General features: G+C 56.0%; 20 protein-coding genes and 1 tRNA gene. 17 read left to right on the top strand and 4 right to left on the bottom strand.

Annotated features, from left to right (window positions below; genetic code table 11):
* Nucleotides 1-2: 2 nt before the first annotated feature.
* Entirely contained in the window at nt 3-1,262 is a 1,260-nt protein-coding gene (locus tag JN12_RS18840) for a DUF898 family protein (RefSeq protein WP_145025672.1), read from the top strand.
* Entirely contained in the window at nt 1,259-2,293 is a 1,035-nt protein-coding gene (locus tag JN12_RS18835; protein WP_145025670.1) for a M48 family metallopeptidase, read from the top strand. The genes JN12_RS18840 and JN12_RS18835 overlap by 4 nt, the downstream gene beginning before the upstream one ends.
* A 41-nt stretch (nt 2,294-2,334) precedes the next feature.
* Here the strand turns inward: JN12_RS18835 and JN12_RS18830 are convergent, their stop codons facing one another.
* The 3 genes from JN12_RS18830 to JN12_RS18820 form a co-directional block, all read right to left on the bottom strand.
* Nucleotides 2,335-2,766, bottom strand: coding sequence for an archease (locus tag JN12_RS18830; RefSeq protein ID WP_145025668.1), 432 nt, complete (start codon nt 2,764-2,766; stop codon nt 2,335-2,337).
* A gap of 9 nt (nt 2,767-2,775) precedes the next feature.
* Complete coding sequence (locus JN12_RS18825) at nt 2,776-3,867, bottom strand: phosphotransacetylase family protein (protein ID WP_145025666.1); 1,092 nt, start codon at nt 3,865-3,867, stop codon at nt 2,776-2,778.
* A gap of 177 nt (nt 3,868-4,044) precedes the next feature.
* Nucleotides 4,045-4,554 carry an RtcB family protein gene (locus JN12_RS18820; RefSeq protein ID WP_281287749.1) on the bottom strand — a complete coding sequence of 170 codons (510 nt, stop codon included), beginning with the start codon at nt 4,552-4,554 and terminating at the stop codon, nt 4,045-4,047.
* An 85-nt stretch (nt 4,555-4,639) separates the two neighbouring features.
* Between JN12_RS18820 and ppnP the strand changes: the two genes are divergently transcribed.
* The 7 genes from ppnP to JN12_RS18785 all read left to right on the top strand — a co-directional run bounded on the left by ppnP (nt 4,640) and on the right by JN12_RS18785 (nt 9,056).
* Complete coding sequence (gene ppnP / locus JN12_RS18815; protein ID WP_145025661.1) at nt 4,640-4,954, top strand: pyrimidine/purine nucleoside phosphorylase; 315 nt, start codon at nt 4,640-4,642, stop codon at nt 4,952-4,954.
* 21 nt (nt 4,955-4,975) lie between these two features.
* On the top strand, nt 4,976-5,932 hold the full coding sequence (gene gluQRS, locus JN12_RS18810; RefSeq protein ID WP_145025693.1) for a tRNA glutamyl-Q(34) synthetase GluQRS: 957 nt from the start codon (nt 4,976-4,978) through the stop codon (nt 5,930-5,932).
* Entirely contained in the window at nt 5,929-6,681 is a 753-nt protein-coding gene (gene surE, locus JN12_RS18805) for a 5'/3'-nucleotidase SurE (protein ID WP_145025659.1), read from the top strand. The genes gluQRS and surE overlap by 4 nt, the downstream gene beginning before the upstream one ends.
* 56 nt (nt 6,682-6,737) lie before the next feature.
* Nucleotides 6,738-7,391: a protein-L-isoaspartate(D-aspartate) O-methyltransferase gene (locus tag JN12_RS18800; protein ID WP_145025657.1), complete on the top strand. Its 654-nt coding sequence runs from the start codon at nt 6,738-6,740 to the stop codon at nt 7,389-7,391.
* Nucleotides 7,392-7,405: 14 nt separating this feature from the next.
* Nucleotides 7,406-8,392, top strand: a complete 987-nt coding sequence (locus JN12_RS18795; RefSeq protein WP_145025656.1) for a sigma-70 family RNA polymerase sigma factor — start codon at nt 7,406-7,408, stop codon at nt 8,390-8,392.
* Nucleotides 8,393-8,405: 13 nt separating this feature from the next.
* Complete coding sequence (locus tag JN12_RS18790; protein WP_145025654.1) at nt 8,406-8,924, top strand: adenine phosphoribosyltransferase; 519 nt, start codon at nt 8,406-8,408, stop codon at nt 8,922-8,924.
* 55 nt (nt 8,925-8,979) lie between these two features.
* Nucleotides 8,980-9,056 (top strand) — tRNA-Arg (locus tag JN12_RS18785).
* Between the two features lie 141 nt (nt 9,057-9,197).
* Here JN12_RS18785 and JN12_RS18780 read toward each other — a convergent pair.
* The gene (locus JN12_RS18780; RefSeq protein ID WP_145025652.1) at nt 9,198-10,049 is read right to left on the bottom strand and encodes a helix-turn-helix domain-containing protein; all 852 of its coding nucleotides are present in this window, start codon (nt 10,047-10,049) and stop codon (nt 9,198-9,200) included.
* 138 nt (nt 10,050-10,187) lie between these two features.
* Between JN12_RS18780 and JN12_RS18775 the strand changes: the two genes are divergently transcribed.
* From JN12_RS18775 to JN12_RS18740, 8 genes are all read left to right on the top strand, one after another.
* Nucleotides 10,188-10,373: a helix-turn-helix transcriptional regulator gene (locus tag JN12_RS18775; RefSeq protein ID WP_145025650.1), complete on the top strand. Its 186-nt coding sequence runs from the start codon at nt 10,188-10,190 to the stop codon at nt 10,371-10,373.
* 2 nt (nt 10,374-10,375) lie between these two features.
* The gene (locus JN12_RS18770) at nt 10,376-11,494 is read left to right on the top strand and encodes a hypothetical protein (RefSeq protein WP_145025648.1); all 1,119 of its coding nucleotides are present in this window, start codon (nt 10,376-10,378) and stop codon (nt 11,492-11,494) included.
* 574 nt (nt 11,495-12,068) lie between these two features.
* Complete coding sequence (locus tag JN12_RS18765) at nt 12,069-13,034, top strand: hypothetical protein (RefSeq protein ID WP_145025646.1); 966 nt, start codon at nt 12,069-12,071, stop codon at nt 13,032-13,034.
* A gap of 1 nt (nt 13,035) precedes the next feature.
* Nucleotides 13,036-13,521, top strand: a complete 486-nt coding sequence (locus JN12_RS18760) for a hypothetical protein (RefSeq protein ID WP_145025644.1) — start codon at nt 13,036-13,038, stop codon at nt 13,519-13,521.
* Nucleotides 13,518-13,994, top strand: coding sequence for a hypothetical protein (locus tag JN12_RS18755; protein WP_145025642.1), 477 nt, complete (start codon nt 13,518-13,520; stop codon nt 13,992-13,994). The genes JN12_RS18760 and JN12_RS18755 overlap by 4 nt, the downstream gene beginning before the upstream one ends.
* A 12-nt stretch (nt 13,995-14,006) precedes the next feature.
* On the top strand, nt 14,007-14,666 hold the full coding sequence (locus JN12_RS18750; protein WP_145025640.1) for a hypothetical protein: 660 nt from the start codon (nt 14,007-14,009) through the stop codon (nt 14,664-14,666).
* A 43-nt stretch (nt 14,667-14,709) separates the two neighbouring features.
* Nucleotides 14,710-15,060 (top strand): hypothetical protein, encoded by a 351-nt coding sequence (locus JN12_RS18745; RefSeq protein WP_145025638.1) that lies wholly within the window; start codon nt 14,710-14,712, stop codon nt 15,058-15,060.
* 267 nt (nt 15,061-15,327) lie between these two features.
* The coding region (locus JN12_RS18740) for a hypothetical protein (RefSeq protein ID WP_211360584.1) at nt 15,328-15,514 on the top strand (187 nt) is incomplete at its 3' end.

Genomic DNA, 15,514 nt, shown 5'->3' with positions numbered 1-15,514 from the left:
TGATGGCACGCATTTCGATAACCTGTCCGCACTGCGGCTTTACCAGAGAGATGGAGGAGGGGGCAATCCCTGCCGGTGTCGAACGGGCAACCTGCCCCAGGTGCCGGCAAGCTTTTCTCCTGGACGCCGCCCTGCGAAAGGTTGAACCGGTTGCTGCAGAGCCATTGCCAATGCCGCCGGTTTCCCCGCAGCCCCGCTCTCCACGTCTGCTCCGGTTCTCATTTACCGGCACGGCCCGGGAATATTTCGGCATCTGGATCGTCAATACCCTGCTCAAGATCGTCACCCTGGGCATCTATTCGGCCTGGGCCAAGGTGCGCAAGCGGCGTTATTTCTACGGCTGTACCCAACTGGGCGGTGCCACGTTTGACTACCGTGCCGATCCCATGGCGCTGTTCCGGGGGTGGTTGATCGGTGCCGCATTTTTCCTCCTCTACACAATCGGCACCAGGGTGAGTCCACTTCTTGCCAGCACGCTGGGCATGGTCTTTTTTGCTGCCATGCCGTGGCTGATTGTCCGCTCCAAGATGTTCAACCAGCGCAATTCAGCACACCGCAATATCCGTTTCAATTTCGTCCCAAAGTACGATGAGGCCTACCTGGTCTTTGCCGGGCTGCCGATCCTGCTGCCGTTCACCCTCGGTTTTCTGTTCCCGTACATCGTCTACCGCCAGAAGCGGTTCCTGGTGGAGAACAGCGAATACGGACGGAGCAGCTTTGCCTTTGACGCTTCGCTCAAGGAATATTACCTGGTATTCCTCAAAGCGGCCGGCTGGTTTTTCCTGCTCATCCTCGTCATTGGTGCCGCTGCCTACTTCCTCTCCGCCACGATGCGGGAATTTTCCCCGCTTCTCTTTGACAACGGCAAAGCCGGCAATGAAACCGTTAAACGCGGGGTCGGCTTCCTGGTGGCGACCGCTTTCATCGCCATCAACCTGATCTATCTCTACTTTGCCATCTATGTCCAGACCGAGCTGGCCAACCTGACCTGGAATTCCACCAGGATCAGGGACAACCGGTTCGTCAGCAGTCTGCGGGTAAGGGACATGGCCTGGCTCTATCTCTCCAGTGCCGTGGCGATCTTCCTCTCCCTTGGGCTGTTGATCCCCTGGGCATCGGTGCGCCTGACCCGTTACCGGCTTGAACGTCTGGCGCTGCGGGTAACCGGCGACCTTGAGACCTTCATGGCCGTCATTCCCGGAGACATTGGCTCGGCCGGCGAGGAGATCGGCGATATCTTCGGGGTCGATGTGGCGTTATGAGCCAGGTGCGCGGCTATTATTTCGACGGCAGGAGTTCGGTGCGGCGGACGGTTTCTCTGGTCCGAGAAGGAGATGAGTTGCATCTGCAGGGGGATGGCGTTGATCGGCGCTATCCTTTGGCCGGAATATGCGTCGCACCGCCGGTGGGAACGGTCCGCCGTTCACTCCGTTTCCCTGATGGTAGCCTGTGCGAAGTCATAAATGATACACCCTTCGATGAACTGCTGGAACGGGAAGGGACAGGGTTGTTCCAGCGGCTGCTTCACCGATGGGAGCGGAACCTGTTCCTGGTTGTTCTCTCTCTGCTGGTCACCGTTGCTGTCCTTGCCGGCTTTATCAAATATGGCATCCCATCCCTGGCCAAACATGTGGCCCTTGCCGTTCCGCCTGCCACGGAACGGACGTTGGGAAACGAGACCCTGGCCATGCTCGATAAATTGGTCATGAAGCCGTCTGCACTGCCTGCCGACCGCCGCCAGGCCGTGGGAGCCCTGTTTCGCCGCATGCAGCCGGACCTGCCGGGCGGCAGGGAGTACCGGCTGGAGTTTCGCGCCAGTGATCGTCTTGGCGCCAACGCCTTTGCGCTGCCTTCGGGAATCATCGTTGTCACCGACGGCATGGTCAGGCTGGCCAGAAGCGACGACGAAATCGCCGCGGTCCTGGCCCACGAAGCCGGTCATGTCCGCTATCGCCACGCCCTGCGGCACGTGCTGCAGAACTCCGGCACCGGTCTTCTCATCGCCGCCATCACCGGCGACATCCTCTCCATTACCTCGCTTTCCGCTACCCTGCCGACTGCCCTGATCGATGCCAAGTACTCCCGGGACTTTGAACGGGAGGCCGACGATGCGGCCGTTGCCTTTATGAAGCTGCGCAATATCCGGCCAAAGGTCTATGCTGATATGCTGGCACGGCTTCAGGCGGAGCATGACCGGCGAAACGGCGGGAAAGAGAAGGGGGGAGGAGTGTCCGACTATTTCTCCTCGCATCCGGTGACGGCGGAACGGATCAGGCGGGTGATGGGGGAGTAGGGACTTTTGTTACGTTGATTATGTAAAATTGGATTCAGGCCTCAAACATCCAGCACCACGGTACCCTGCCATTTTCCGTTGACGAGTGAGACTGCCAGCCGGTGCAACGTCACCCCCTTGACATCCACCAGCAGTCGGTGGCGGATGGGGTCGATCCTCTCTCCCTTCATAACCGCCCCCAGGCGATAGCCGTCATCCACCCCCTCGATCATCAGGGAACAGGGACGCAGCAGCAGTCGCCGGGCGTCTTTGAGAAAAACCAGCTCACTGAGAAAGTCGAAGAGCAGCAGGTCCAGTTCGTCATGCCCGATACGGATGGTCTCGCAGTCGCGAGGCTCAATGGCTGACGGTTCCCCCACCATGGTGGCAAGCAACGCCTCGGCCGCTGCACTGAACAGTTCTTCGCGTGTCTCTCCCCACGCCGAAAAGGCCACATCGGCAATGGCAATATCTTCCAGGAACCGGTATGGCACGGTCAGGGCCTAGAGGAGCGCGTCCAGCGACTCGAAGTCGATGTCGTGCTCGGCGTTTGACCTGATCCAGTTCAGTTTTTCCTGATCCTCGATGGTGATCTTGGCCACGTCTTCCATGAGGGCCATGAAGACATCCGAGGTCCTGAGCGTGATGCGGATGTAGGGAATGCCGCTGTCGTCGACGATCTGCTGCGTGATGCGGGAAACGGGGGTGTTGCCGGTGATGATCATGCCGGTGATTTTTTCCCTGAAGTCGGGGATATGGTAGAGGGACGAGAGGGTCACCAGGAGCTCGTCACGGGAGCCGGTGACGACGATCAGCGTCGATTCCTGAAGGTGGTCGACAACCCGCTGGGAAGAGGCTGCTCCCATCTGGATATGGTGGATGATCCGGCTGCGTTCCCCATTGGTTGCCCGCAGAGGGAGATCGAGGAGCTTGGCGACATGGGCCAGGGTCGGGTTGGCCAGGATCGGGGTGTAGTTGAAGCCGCCGGCCACGGTGATTCCGCTGGGAATGAAGGCTTTCCTCAGGTAGTCGAGAATCTTGTCCCGTTTTTCGCTGCGCAGCTTATTGACCAGGATGGCCCGTACTTCGGCCTTTTCCTTTTCGTACAGGGCCAGGTTGAGGTTGACTGCGTCGATGACGCTGCCGATGCCGCTGTCGGAGACGATGACTACCGGGGCGTTCAACAGGGAGGCCACCCGGGCGTTGCTCAACCCGAGTACCGAGCCGACGCCGCCGTGGCCGGCTCCCTCGATGATGAGAAAGTCGTACTTGTCCTCCAACTGGCGTACGGTGTCGACAATCCTTTTCTCCAGCTCCTTGACATCAATCTCCCCGTTCAGGACCTCCCGGGTGAAATTCTTGTGCACGGCAACCGGCGACATGAGGGTGATATCCTCCTCAAGCCCGTACGTCTTGGCCATGAGTACCGCGTCCATATCCACCATCAGGTCACCGTACAGCTCGATCTTCGGTCCGATCGGTTTGATGAAGCCGACCCGTTGGTACTTCTTTCGGGCCAGATGCATCAACGATACGCTCATGGTGGTTTTACCGCAGTTCTGGCCGGTGGCGGCGATGAATATCTTCTTGCACATAACGGTCGATCCCCCCTAAGGAAAGTGAATTGCAATTACTCTGGACGAAGAGTCCAAGGTTGCTCAAAAATAGTCAGATCGTCGCACCCGCAGGAAGCCTCGCGGAGGTGTAGCAGCGCTACGCCGCACAAGGGGCTTTCGAGGACGGCGGCGAGATGGCTGTTTTTCAGCAACCTGTCATCCTTTAATATTTCCGATCGGCACCAGCTTCACCACCCGTTTGCTGAGCCCGGCCAGTTCGGTGGCCGTGGCAACCTCATCGATGTTCTTATAGGCGAAACCTGCCTCCTCGGCAAGCCCGCCGTAGGAAGCGGTCCGCACGTAGATGCCGCGCTGCTCCATGTCGCTCAGGAGCTTCTGTCCCTTGATCATCTGGTTGGCAAACCCCATGTTGACGGCGCACTTCATGGCCGAGAAGTACGCCTCTCCCTCGGGCGAGCGAAACGGCGCGGAGGCCAGTTCCCGGTCGTGGACGCTGATGCCGTATTTCGAGGTCATCACCCGAAGAAAGGTTTGCAGGTAGTCGGTGGCTATCTGGTGGCCGAACCCCCGGCTGCCACAGTGGAACATGATCACCACCTGGTTGGGGTTGGGGATGGTAATGCCAAAGGCGGCGGCCTTTTCCCGGTCAAAGACATCGAATAATCTTAATAGTGGAACTATACCACACCGGTCAAGGGGTGCCACCCGGCGGTGGTAAGGGTTTTTGTTGACAGTACCTGTCAGCCATTCTATTTAACGTGTACACATTACGACATCAAGGAGGCGACATATGTCCGAATTCACCAACGTAACCGTAATCCGCAAGGCGAACGTCTTTTTCAACGGTGGGGTGACCAGCCGTACCATCGTTTTTCCGGATGGCAGCAAGAAGACCCTGGGGATCATGCTGCCGGGAGAGTACGAGTTCACCACCTCCAGCGCCGAGATCATGGAGATCCTTGCCGGCGACCTGGACGTTCTCCTGCCCGGCACCCGGGAATGGCGCCAGGTTCGGGAGGGACAGTCGTTCGACGTGCCGGCAAATTCCAAATTTACCATGCGGGTGAAGACGCTTGCCGACTACTGCTGTTCGTTTGTCGACTGATCCGAGCTTCACGCAGTGAGCATCAAGCCGGAATCCAGTAAGACCCCGGTAGTCGGCCGGTTCGCCCCGTCTCCCACCGGGCCGCTGCACCTCGGGTCGCTGGTTGCGGCTGTTGGCAGCTATCTCCTGGCAAAGCGGAGTGGCGGCCGATGGCTGATGCGTATGGAGGACCTTGACCAACCCCGGGTCGTGCCGGGGATGGCCGATGATATCCTGCGCACTCTGGAGCTGCTCGGCCTCCACTGGGACGGGGAGGTGGTCTGGCAAAGCCGTCGCGAACCGTATTACCAGGCAGCCCTGGATCGGCTTGCCGCTCGGGGGATCGTCTATCCCTGCGGCTGTTCCCGTGCCGAGATCGCCCGGCTCGCATCCGCTCCCCATGGTGACAGTGAACTGCCGTACCCGGGCCGGTGCCGGTCTGGGCTCGGTGCGGGCAAACTGCCCCGCGCCTTCCGGGTGCGGGTGCCGGACGAAACGCTAACCTTTTCTGACGGGATCATAGGGGCGCAGTGCCAGAATCTGGCGACCAGTTGCGGCGATTTCGTGGTGAAACGCGCCGACGGGCCGTTCGCTTACCACCTGGCAGTGGTGGTTGACGACGAATTGATGGGGGTCACCCAGGTAGTGAGAGGGGCGGACCTTCTGACATCGACCCCGCGGCAGATCTACCTGCAGCGGCTTCTTGGCTTCAGTCAGCCATCCTACTCCCACCTGCCGCTGGTAGCCGGTCCTGGTGGGGGAAAGCTTTCCAAGCGGGACAACGCCGTCTCCATTGCCCAAGGGGTTGACCTGACGCAAGCAGGGGGCCGGCTGGTAACGGCAGCACTCAGGTTTCTCGGTCAGGAACTGCCCGCTGATCTGTATGCGGCCCCGCCTGTCGAGATCCTTGCCTGGGGCAGGGAGCATTTTGACCCTGCCCGGATTTCCGTATCCGGTGGACCGCTTACGATGCACGTTAACGATGGAGGAACGGTGTGAGGATTCTTATTACCAACGACGACGGCATTCAGGCGCCTGGCATCCGGGCGCTTGCCGAAGGACTGGCCCACTTGGGCGAAGTAGCCGTGGTGGCTCCGGACCGGGAGCGCAGTGCCGTCGGGCACGCCCTGACCCTGCATCATCCGCTCAGGGCCGAACAGATCGCTCCCAACTGGTTCGCGGTGGACGGTACCCCAGCGGATTGTGTCAATCTGGGAGTCCACAGTCTTCTTGACTTTCACCCGGATGTGGTGGTTTCCGGAATCAATCGCGGCGGGAACCTGGGAGATGACGTCATTTACTCCGGAACCGTGGCCGGGGCTCGGGAAGCGACCCTGATGGGGATTCCCGCCATTGCCGTCTCCCTGGTGACCGACAACGGCGGGGAAAACTATTCCGCGGCAGCGCACTGGGCTGCAACACTGTTGCAGAAGGTTTCTCAGCGCGGGCTCCCCCGTGACACCTTTCTCAACCTGAATGTCCCCGACCTGCCCATGGAACAGCTGCTGAAGCCGCTGATCACGGCCCAGGGAAAACGTCGCTACGAAGGCACCATCGTGGACAAGGTGGATCCCCGCGGGCGTAACTACTACTGGATCGGTACCTCTGAGCTGAATTTCCACGATATCGAGGGGACCGATTTTGCCGCAGTCTCCAGGGGGCATGTATCCATCACCCCGCTGCACCTGGACCTGACCAACTATCAATCCTTTGCCACCCTTAAGGAATGGCCCTTAACCGGAATGTAGACTTTACCCGACCCATTTGCTATAGTCTGTCGAATTTCGGGAAGCAGTGTGATTTTATGAACTTTGACATCGCCAGAAAACGGATGGTGGAGACCCAGATCGTCGGCCGCGGCATCAAGGATCGCCGTGTGATCGACGCCATACTGAAGGTTCCCCGCCACCTGTTCGTGGAAGAAGCGATGTCGGCTCAGGCCTACAGCGACTCCCCGCTCCCCATCGGTGGGAAACAGACCATTTCCCAGCCCTACATGGTTGCCCTGATGACCGAACTCCTGGAGTTGACCGGCCGGGAAAAGGTCCTGGAGATCGGCACCGGTTCCGGGTACCAGGCGGCGATCCTGTCGCTTTTGGCCGATCGGGTCTATACCGTTGAACGGATTGTCCCCCTGGCCAGCAAGGCCCGCAAGGTGCTCGACAGCCTGGGATATGCCAACGTCAACGTGAAGGTGGACGATGGCACCCTGGGCTGGGAGAGTGAGGCACCCTTTGACGCCATCATGGTCACTGCCGGCTCTCCGTCCATCCCGCCGGGACTCGTCGATCAGCTGGTACCCGGCGGCAGGCTGGTGATCCCGGTGGGAGACCTGTACTCGCAGGTATTGATGAGGATCAGGAAACAGGAAGACGGCACCATTGTCCAGGAACAGTCGGTGGGGTGCCGGTTCGTGCGGTTGGTGGGAAAGTACGGTTGGGGTTCGGAGGATCAATGAAACCGGAGTTGCCAATGGATAACGAAGATCTTTCGATAGAAAACGGTGAAGAGCCCCAGGCGGATCAGACGGACGATTTCCTTGAGCCCGACCCCGAGGCACTGGCGGCCGAAGAGGAAGAACTGGAAGAGGAGGAAGAGGTCCGTGCTCCGGTCGAGGAGCACTTCGATGACGCCATCAAGCTCTATCTGCGCGACATCCAGAAGACCAAGCTCCTGACCGCCGACGAGGAGAAAGAATTGGCGGGCCGGATCGCCCTTGGTGAAAAAGCGGCCCGGGACAAGATGATCGAATCCAATCTGCGTCTCGTGGTGAAGATCGCCAAGCGGTACATCAACCGCGGGCTCCCTTTCCTCGACCTGATCGAAGAGGGAAACATGGGGCTCATCAAGGCGGTTGAGCGGTTCAAGCTCTCCAAGGAGTGCCGTTTCTCCACCTATGCCACCTGGTGGATCCGGCAGTCCATCGAACGGGCCTTGGTCAACCAGTCCAGGACCATCCGCCTGCCGGTGCATGTCTCCGACGACATCAACAAGATGCTCAAGGTGACCCGCGAGCAGATGCAGAAGATGAACCGGGAGCCGTCGGTGAAAGAGGTGGCTACGGCCATGGATTCAAACCCGGCCTATGTCCGACGGCTCATGGTCCTGCTCAAGAAGACCTATTCCATCGAGCGGCCGATGGGGGAGAATAACGACTACTTCCTGATCGATACCATCGAGGACAGCAACAATGTCTCGCCGGAAGAGCTGATCGACAACAAGTACAAGTTCGAGATGGTGGAGAAGTGGCTCGGAGAGTTCGACCAGAAGGAGCGGGATATCCTTAAGCTCCGCTATGGGTTGGAGGATGCGGAGTCACAGACCCTGGACATGATCGGCAGAAACTATAACGTCACCAGGGAACGGATCAGGCAGATCGAGGCAAAGACCAAGGACAAGCTGACCAAACTGGCCGAAACTGCCGAAGCGCAGGCAAAGTCACGTATGGAAACGAAATAGGCAAGGAGAAGGCATGGACGATCTGAAGAGCATCATTCGCGACATTCCGGATTTTCCCAAAAAAGGGATCATCTTCAAGGACATCACCACCCTGCTGGCGGACGCCAAGTCGTTCCAGCGGATGGTTGACCTGCTGGCCCACCGCTATATCGGTCAGCATGTCGACAAGGTGGTCGGCGTCGAGGCCCGCGGTTTTATTATCGGCGCTGCCTTGGCCTACAAGCTGGGCGCCGGTGTGGTGCTTGTCCGCAAGCCGGGCAAACTGCCTGCAGAGACATTCAAGAAGACCTATGACCTTGAGTACGGCACCGACACCCTGGAGATCCATACCGATGCCATCAAGCCGGGCGAGAAGGTCCTGCTGGCCGACGACGTGCTGGCCACCGGCGGCACCATGGCTGCGGTGGTGGACATGGTGCAGCAGATGGGCGGCGACCTGGTGGAGTGTTGTTTCATGACCGAACTCACCTTCCTGCACGGCCGGCAAAAACTGCCAAAAGGAAAGGTCCATTCCCTCCTAACCTTCGACTGAGCGCGGGGAAACCCCTTGCAAAACATGCCTTGGTGAGTTATAAATTGCATTTCCTGTCCCCGTAGCTCAGCAGGATAGAGCACTTCCCTCCTAAGGAAGGGGCCGGACGTTCGAATCGTCTCGGGGACGCCAATAAAAACAGCGGGTTAGCTCACAAGGGCTAACCCGCTTTGTCTTGAATGGAACCTCTTGTGGAACCTCTGTGCGTAAATTGAATCATGGAACCAATTTCGATCTTCTGGAACCCTCTGCTACACTCAAACCATTTCCCGATCAGTATTGCTCCTCTTTTCTTTTCTGACACCCCAGACTTTTCAGAGCCTTCCCTATTTCGGTCATCAGTGATGTCACTTTGATTGAGGCACTTGGGACTGACGACAACTCCTTGAACTTGGTCACAAACAACTCATCCAACTTGTCCATTGCCGTGTCGGGAACATCGTATTTCCTGACCACTTCATTGAATGTTCTGTAAATAAGCTTCAAGGAATCGTTTTTCTCGCCACTGTCCTCACTGCCGCGTTTTTTTTCAAGCATCTGGCATAGCTTTACAACGTCAATCCGCTTGAAGTCCTGGGGTAAACGGCTAGGTGGCAGCCAGTGTGATTGTACAAATTCAAAAACGCTGCCATCCAATTTATCAATCTTGTGGTCAAGCCCTGTTATCAAGTCTTCGTCAATTGTCTGTTTCAAACCGACATTTATAGTATCAGCAAGCCTAGCGTCGGCAATCAACAGACAACCGAAGTAATAGTCCTGCCCAAGAAGGAAAAATCTGCTTCCGTCAGCAAGACTGTCTGAATATGAGGCGTTGAACTTATTTTCGGTCAGGAACTGGGGTAGCAATGCAGTGAGGTCTTCTTGCATTGACCGTAAGTAGTCGGGACGGGACGGAGGAATTGGAATCCAGACTGCGTTGGCGATAGCCGGGGTTCCAAGAATTAGATAGTCTGTCTGAACTCCTAATGTCGAGGCAAGCTTTACCGTCACTTCTGAGGAAAACCCATACCTTCCTTTTTCCCACATGGCGATTGATGTGCGGGGCACACCCAGTCTATTCGCCAGAATATCCTGTGTGCATCCGTTCAATAATCGCAGAATTTTCAGCCTGTCACGTTTTTCCATGCATTCCTCGAAGTTCCCTTATGTTTCAATTGATACCACACATACGCATGATTTCATACTTAAAAAAGCGTTGACATCATACGTATGATATTATAAGTATGAACTGTACGCTATAAAAACAATCCGGAGGCAATTGATATGAACCTGATCGCCATTGAAGCTATTTGCAAGAAGGGAAAATTCTCTGTTCAGACTCTGCATCGTCTACGCAGAGCCGGTGTCTTTCCGCCTCCGCGTCTCCAACTATCCAGAAAATTGATCCGTTGGGATGAAGATGAAGTAGATACATTTTTCAGAGGCGAATGGGTGCCGGAAGCGAAGTAAATATGCCTGAAGATAACAAGCTATATGCCGTGGAAGAGGTCGAAGATCTCCTGGCAGAGTTCAACAGCCCAAGAAACAGACTCACGGTTTTCAAACCATTTGTTCGTTATTTTGGTGACCTGAACACGGCCATTATTCTTTCTGAGATATTTACCTGGAGCTACCACTTTCGAGGTCGCAAGTTGCCGGGGATCGGATACGGCTGGTTTTACCGACAATATGAACCTTCCTGCAAGCAACAGGAGCTTGACGGCGCTTCAGGTGGTGACGTTGCCGCTGATGAAATTAATGAAAGCACAGGCAGAGAGGCTGAAGGTAAGACTTGGCTCGAAAGGGTCGGACTTCGAGAGGATGTTGTCAGGAAGATAGTCAAAGTCCTGGTGAAGGATGGCTATGTCCAGACCGTCGTTAAGAAGGCAAACGGAGCCCCCACCTGCCACTATAAATTTGTACGCGGTAAGTTACTGGAATTAATGGATACCCTCAAAAAGCAGGAAAGGAACCCTGTAAATGTCAGGGAACGTTTCCCGAAAAAAACAGGGAAGGAAACCTTCAAAATCCGTGATTCCTTAACAGAAGAAATAACAGAGATTACCCAGAATACAACTACAGAGCAGTTCCGGTTGTTGTTATCCGGCACGCCGTTGTCAAAAATCTCTGAAAAAGAGTTGAGGGTTCTGATCAAACGCCACGGTAGCGAGACGGTTGTGCAGGCTGCTGACGTTGCCGCAGAAACATGGCGACGTGAGCAGCAGGAGATCCGGAATCCCGGCGGCTATCTCCAGGCATTCTGTGTGGACCTCATTGTACCGGAATGGTATGAGCCTCCCGAAGTTCGTAACGCCAGGTCAGAAGAGGCAGCAGAACGAAGGCGTATTGAGGCCAGGAAGATGGAAGAGCAGCTGGCTGAAGAGGTGCGGGAAGCACAGGAGCGGGATGACTACTGGTGCTCCCTGTCCGAAGAAGATCGCCAGAAGAACCGTGAGGATTTCAGAGCAACCGCTCCGTTCCTGCAAGACCTCAAAGATGATTTTCTCGACGGCCTTGCCAAACTCAACACCTGGGACAAACGTCAGCAAATGAACACTAATACCAGTTCCAGCATGAAGGCTGTCCGGTGAAAGCATAAAACAATCGCTAGGTTGCAGCCATATAGGAAACAAACAAAACAGTTACTACTTTCAGATAGGAGCGATTTTTCGCAGCATCATTGCCCGGTGTACCAGAGCTGGTGAGTCTTATGGCCCGGCCGGACACCACCCACGGGATTGGCCAACCTGAGCAGAGCCCTTTCATGTCGAGGTCGATGCACCTCTTCCTCGCATGACCGTACGCAGTCAGAAATCCGAAGACGGCCGGAGAACCCCCGGTATCGGCGCCCCTGGAAAGGCGTTTCCGCTCAACGATAGGTATCTGTTGATCCGGAATCTGAGGAAGGACCGGGATACCCCCGAAGTCCGGCGCCCTGGAAAGGCATTTTCTGGCAGGCACAATCGAGGACCTGTTTGATGTGATCCACCGGTAGAGTCCCGGTTCACGACAGACAGAGGGACAGACGGCAGGGATACTTGCCCGGTCCTTATACAAGGGACACTACGAAAAGCAGGAAGACGGAGCTGCTACCGTCGGCATGGCGATGCCGGGAAAAGAGCATGTCATCTCACCACGCAGGCCGTCAACGGTCAGAGGTAATCAATGAAACACAGGTGGCCGACATCATTGCACTCCCAGACCGAAGCGGTTTTCCATGCGGTCCGCTCGATCAGCAAGGCAAAGGCGGACAGTGCTCTGGGCATCCGTTCCTTCGGCTCCTGGAAAGTCTACAAATACGAAAACCATCGCTTCGTGGCGTTCATGATGGGCAACGGCCGGACTTCCATCCTTGATACCGCGTCCGTTCACGACGACATGGCGATGTACCTGGAGGAGCGGCTGGCGCACTACATCGAAAGGAAACGCTCCCGCCAGACCATGGAGACCATCCTGTCGGCACTGGGAAAGTTCGAGTACGCCATCAATCACTATATTGAAATCCATACTCTGGAGATTCCCCGCTTGAACACGGAACAGTTGCGCATGAATTTCTACGCCAGAAGCAGAAAGCTGCTCCGAAAGTCGAGCAAGCTCTTCGACAACCGGGCCTATCCCGATCCGGTCCGGCTGATCGCCGTCATCAGCGATGGTACTTTCCAGTTGCAGGCATCATTGCAGTACGAAGGCGGCCTGCGTACCGAAGGGGTCGGCGCACCCAGCAACCGGCGGCTGAAAAACCCGCTGACCATGAACAGTCTGCGCGGAATCACTGTCGATCCGGTCACCGGATCAGAGGTGGGCATAGTCGCTTCGGTGGAGAAAGGTGGCAAGGAAACTGAGCATTACGTCTCCGTCGCAACTTACCGGAGACTGGAAGAACATATTTCCCGGCACGGGAAACTGGAAAGCGATTACTTCGCCTATGTGGAGGCAATCAAAACGGCTGCCAAGGCTACCGGTCAGTATGCCCCGGGTCGCGGCAGTCATGGTTTGAAACACAACTTCGCCCAGGAACGTTACCTGGAGTGCATCAATCATGGGATGAACCACGAACAGGCCCTGCAGCAGACCTCTCTGGAAACCTCCCACTTCCGGCTACGGGAAACCCTGACCTATACGAGAGGATAAAATGACCGAGCAACTGAACCTGATAACCGGCCTGACTGAGTCCGAGCGAAAAAGGCTCTTTTCCTGGGTGGCGTCGCTGCCGGAGGAAATGATCATAGAAATTTTCCAGGAGGGAGTGAAGAAGTCGTTCCAGCTCAAGGAGGAACGTCCCGATCTCCACGGCAGGATCAACAAGTACTGTGCCTTTGTCATGGCTGTCCGGAAGGCCGGTTGGGACACAGTAAAGGGCAAAGGTTACCGGGTGGCCGAGAAGGAGCAGTACGACGACTTTTCCCACCTGCGCAAGGCGAGCGCTGCCGGACTTATTCAAAGAGGGAGGACACCTGTATTACGCCAGAAGATCCTTGCCTACTGGGGTGAAGTAAAGGAACTGAAGGCTGACGGCATGGGATTCCGCCCCATTGCCGACTATCTGAACAGGAAGCGGAAACTGAAGGTATCGGCAACGTACCTGAGCAAATTATGGAAGGAGGTGGAGGGTAATTGATTGACTTCAACCTGCACGGGATACGGGTTTCGGCCCAGGCATTAGTAACACACCGGGAATTCCGCGATAAAGGCGGGCATTACCTGAACCGGTTCGACAGGAATGTTAACGTGTGTGTTCAGTTCTGGGATTTTGTCATCGGCAACGACCTCTCAGAACTGGCCATGGTGAAATCGACGCTGAACTATTTCATGCAGGCCTATTGGAAGCGGAGCAGCAAGGCAGGCAGCAGGATCGAACTGGCGACGGCACTTTTTCATGATGACGACTTCAGTGCGCAGTCACTCAACATGATCGCCCGGCAGAAAAACGGCATCCAGTCCCTGGAGGTCAGCCTTGCTGACAATGGCAGAAATATCGGGACGGCTTACCTGAGCGCCCGGGAGGTGATCATGCTGGATATCGCCATCGGCAAGGCTATCAGTCTGTTGGCCCCGGAAACGGTTTATGTCGCAGACACACTACACACGTAAAGGAGACAGAAAATGATGAGAGAAGAATGGGACAATCAAATGGTTATCTGTGACGGGTTGGAGGACTACTTGTATGAAAGGATCATTGACGCATACAAGATGGGGATGAGTGTCATTGAAATATCCCGGATCATCGGCAGACGGGCAGATCATGTGCACGACCTTCTGCGGAAAGCAGGCCGGATCAAGGCGATTGAAAGGCGCGGTTCCAGGTCGAAGTTCTCTTTGAACCGCATGCTGGCAAAGGAGTTCGGGGCCATTTCTTATTCGTTTGCCCGATGGTGCGCCGGTTGGAAATTCGATACCGGTTCTGCTGCACACGCCATTCGGCTTCCGCATGACGTCACCGACCCTGACCAGTATGTTGCAGCATTGCGCCGGGATTTTCCCCATTATTTCTGCAAACTTCACGACATGCCGCCATCGCAGCTCGCGCCACTGTTTACCGAGGACGAGCACCCTTCAGTTGAAATCAACTGGGACGATGAGCGCAATTGTTATCTGGCCAGAGTCGTCGAGTATCCTGAGATAGAGGAAAACGGGCGCACGATTACCGAGGCATTCAAGAGGATGGCTGATTCATACCGCATCAAGCAGATCGACGAAGCCATTACGCTGTACGAAAATGTTTTGGAAACGAATGGCAAGGTCTCAGCTCCTTGTTTATGCTGAGTTGAGGGATTGACAATCGATTTACTACCTTGAGGGAAACCACATGTCAGATAGCATCAAATACTATGACGCCCAGCAGTGGCTCAGGGAACGGCAGCCGAAACGGGCAAAGCTGCCGGCGGTGCTGGTCGCCACTGTCGTACCGCTGCTGACCAGTTCGATCTCCGGCCTGCTGGTCGGACTCTTTTTCCCGAAGTCCTTCTGGTACTGGGCCATCGGCATCGCCAGCATCTCGCTGCCGTACATCCTGATGGACCGGGTGCAGGTACGGCTCTATCACGGCTATGTGAAGGGAAAACCATACTGGACCCTGCTCAAGTACGCCTTCTCCAGCACGGACTATCGCCCTTGCTATGCACCGTGGTGGTACTGGCGCTGGTACTACTGGTGGTAGGGGCATGTTCGGCATCCAATCTGGTCTCCAGTTTCGGATGCCGAACTGTATGGTGGCTGTTTTGACTACCAATTTGGTACCAAATATGGGGAACTTTTTGCCACCTTCAGTCAATGGCGCATTTTTGGGTACAAAAATGGTACCTACAATGCGGCATTGCTTTTTTTACTGACCTGATCCTTTTAGAATAATTATCCAAAAACACATCGTTTTCAGGTAGATTACCGGATACTTTGACCGAATCTTCTTTTTGTGTTGGAGAGAACAATGCTTGTCCGTCCCTTTTCCGATATTCATGCTGAATTCTGGCAGCTCAACAAAATCCCGCGCATTCTGGAGATGGTGGTTCCGCCGCTGCCGACAGACAACGAGACCGTCGCCTTGGTTGCCGGCGACCTCGGCCTGGCCCACCGCCAGGAGACCTGGCTCAAGGTTGTCAGCCTTCTGGCCAAGC

The organism is Geobacter argillaceus, from assembly GCF_007830735.1.
Classification (GTDB): domain Bacteria; phylum Desulfobacterota; class Desulfuromonadia; order Geobacterales; family DSM-12255; genus Geomobilibacter; species Geomobilibacter argillaceus.
Note: the sequence above shows the minus strand (reverse complement) of the source record. Positions and strands in the feature narration are given on the sequence as shown.

Excerpts from the sequence above, each read along its gene's own strand:
- JN12_RS18835 (WP_145025670.1), top strand. The coding sequence starts at position 1,259 with ATGAGCCAGGTGCGCGGCTATTATTTCGACGGCAGGAGTTCGGTGCGG.
- JN12_RS18775 (WP_145025650.1), top strand. The coding sequence starts at position 10,188 with ATGAACCTGATCGCCATTGAAGCTATTTGCAAGAAGGGAAAATTCTCT.
- JN12_RS18800 (WP_145025657.1), top strand. The coding sequence starts at position 6,738 with ATGAACTTTGACATCGCCAGAAAACGGATGGTGGAGACCCAGATCGTC.
- JN12_RS18745 (WP_145025638.1), top strand. The coding sequence starts at position 14,710 with ATGTCAGATAGCATCAAATACTATGACGCCCAGCAGTGGCTCAGGGAA.
- JN12_RS18780 (WP_145025652.1), bottom strand. The coding sequence starts at position 10,049 with ATGGAAAAACGTGACAGGCTGAAAATTCTGCGATTATTGAACGGATGC.
- JN12_RS18825 (WP_145025666.1), bottom strand. The coding sequence starts at position 3,867 with ATGTGCAAGAAGATATTCATCGCCGCCACCGGCCAGAACTGCGGTAAA.
- JN12_RS18795 (WP_145025656.1), top strand. The coding sequence starts at position 7,406 with ATGGATAACGAAGATCTTTCGATAGAAAACGGTGAAGAGCCCCAGGCG.
- JN12_RS18840 (WP_145025672.1), top strand. The coding sequence starts at position 3 with ATGGCACGCATTTCGATAACCTGTCCGCACTGCGGCTTTACCAGAGAG.
- JN12_RS18790 (WP_145025654.1), top strand. The coding sequence starts at position 8,406 with ATGGACGATCTGAAGAGCATCATTCGCGACATTCCGGATTTTCCCAAA.
- ppnP (WP_145025661.1), top strand. The coding sequence starts at position 4,640 with ATGTCCGAATTCACCAACGTAACCGTAATCCGCAAGGCGAACGTCTTT.
- JN12_RS18760 (WP_145025644.1), top strand. The coding sequence starts at position 13,036 with ATGACCGAGCAACTGAACCTGATAACCGGCCTGACTGAGTCCGAGCGA.
- JN12_RS18765 (WP_145025646.1), top strand. The coding sequence starts at position 12,069 with ATGAAACACAGGTGGCCGACATCATTGCACTCCCAGACCGAAGCGGTT.
- JN12_RS18750 (WP_145025640.1), top strand. The coding sequence starts at position 14,007 with ATGATGAGAGAAGAATGGGACAATCAAATGGTTATCTGTGACGGGTTG.
- JN12_RS18770 (WP_145025648.1), top strand. The coding sequence starts at position 10,376 with ATGCCTGAAGATAACAAGCTATATGCCGTGGAAGAGGTCGAAGATCTC.